The organism is Streptomyces sp. NPDC037290, from assembly GCF_055603245.1.
Map to the genome: position 1 here is coordinate 1 of NZ_JBVJVZ010000197.1, position 1039 is coordinate 1039.

Consider the following 1039-nt stretch of genomic DNA (forward strand, 5'->3'; position numbering starts at 1 on the left):
CCAGGACGATCTCCACGTCCGGCTGCGCGGGGGACCCGACGGTCACCCAGCGCATGCCTTCGAACCCGACATCGTTGCGCACCTCCATTCCCAGGGCGTCGCGGTAGAAGGCGAGCGCCTTGTCGTGGTCGTCGACGGCGATGAAGCACTGCGAGAGCTTGATGTCCATGGATTTCACGCTACGGGCGGGGCCCCCGATCCGCTTCTCCATTCCTGACCGGTCGGGTCAGCATCTTGGCGACGCACGCGGGGATGGTCTCGCCGGCCTCGTGGGGGCGGGCCCGGTAGGCGCGGGGGCTCTCCCCGACCAGCTCCGTGAAGCGGGAGCTGAACGAGCCCAGCGACGTACAGCCGACGGCGAAGCAGACGTCCGTGACCGACAGGTCGCCCCGGCGCAGCAGTGCCTTGGCCCGCTCGATGCGGCGGGTCATGAGATAGCTGTACGGGGTCTCGCCGAAGGCGGCGCGGAAGCTGCGGGAGAAGTGGCCGGCCGACATCAGGGCGTCGCGGGCCAGCGAGGGGACGTCGAGCGGTTCGGCGTACTCGCGGTCCATACGGTCACGCGCCCGACGCAGCCGGGCCAGGTCCTCCAGCCTCACGTCCCCGCCTTCCTCCCGCCGCTTTCGCCGTCTCCCTCCGATACTCCCCCACGCCGCTGGCAGTCGGGCCGTCCCTCGGCCTCCGCCGGTCCGTCGCGTGCCGAGCATCACCCTGGACAGCGACCGCAACCGGCGGGTAACTTCGAAGGGAGTCTGAGCAAGCGCTTAGCCATGGACGAACCGACTGCCGACCTAGGAGGCATCCCGTGCGCCGTACGGTATTCAACGAGGACCACGAGGCGTTCCGGGAGACCATCCGCGCCTTCATCGCGGCCGAGGTCGTGCCGGTCTACGACGAGTGGTTCGCCGCGGGCCAGGCTCCGCGCGACTTCTACCTCAAGCTGGGCGAGCTGGGCGTCTTCGGCATCGAGGTCGACGAGGAGTACGGCGGCGCGGGCATCGACTCGCACAAGTACGAGGCCGTCATCTACGAGGAGACC

At 69.3% G+C, this 1039-nt stretch carries 3 protein-coding genes; 1 reads left to right on the forward strand and 2 read right to left on the reverse strand.

Annotated features, from left to right (window positions below; translation table 11 throughout):
• Both ACZ7HQ_RS45935 and ACZ7HQ_RS45940 read right to left on the reverse strand, forming a co-directional pair.
• Positions 1-169: VOC family protein (locus tag ACZ7HQ_RS45935; RefSeq protein ID WP_471003723.1), on the reverse strand; the 169-nt coding region annotated here is incomplete at its 3' end.
• Positions 170-179: 10 nt separating this feature from the next.
• Entirely contained in the window at positions 180-599 is a 420-nt protein-coding gene (locus ACZ7HQ_RS45940; RefSeq protein WP_030592439.1) for a helix-turn-helix transcriptional regulator, read from the reverse strand.
• A 206-nt stretch (positions 600-805) separates the two neighbouring features.
• Between ACZ7HQ_RS45940 and ACZ7HQ_RS45945 the strand changes: the two genes are divergently transcribed.
• On the forward strand, positions 806-1039 hold a 234-nt coding region (locus ACZ7HQ_RS45945), incomplete at its 3' end, for an acyl-CoA dehydrogenase family protein (protein ID WP_471003719.1).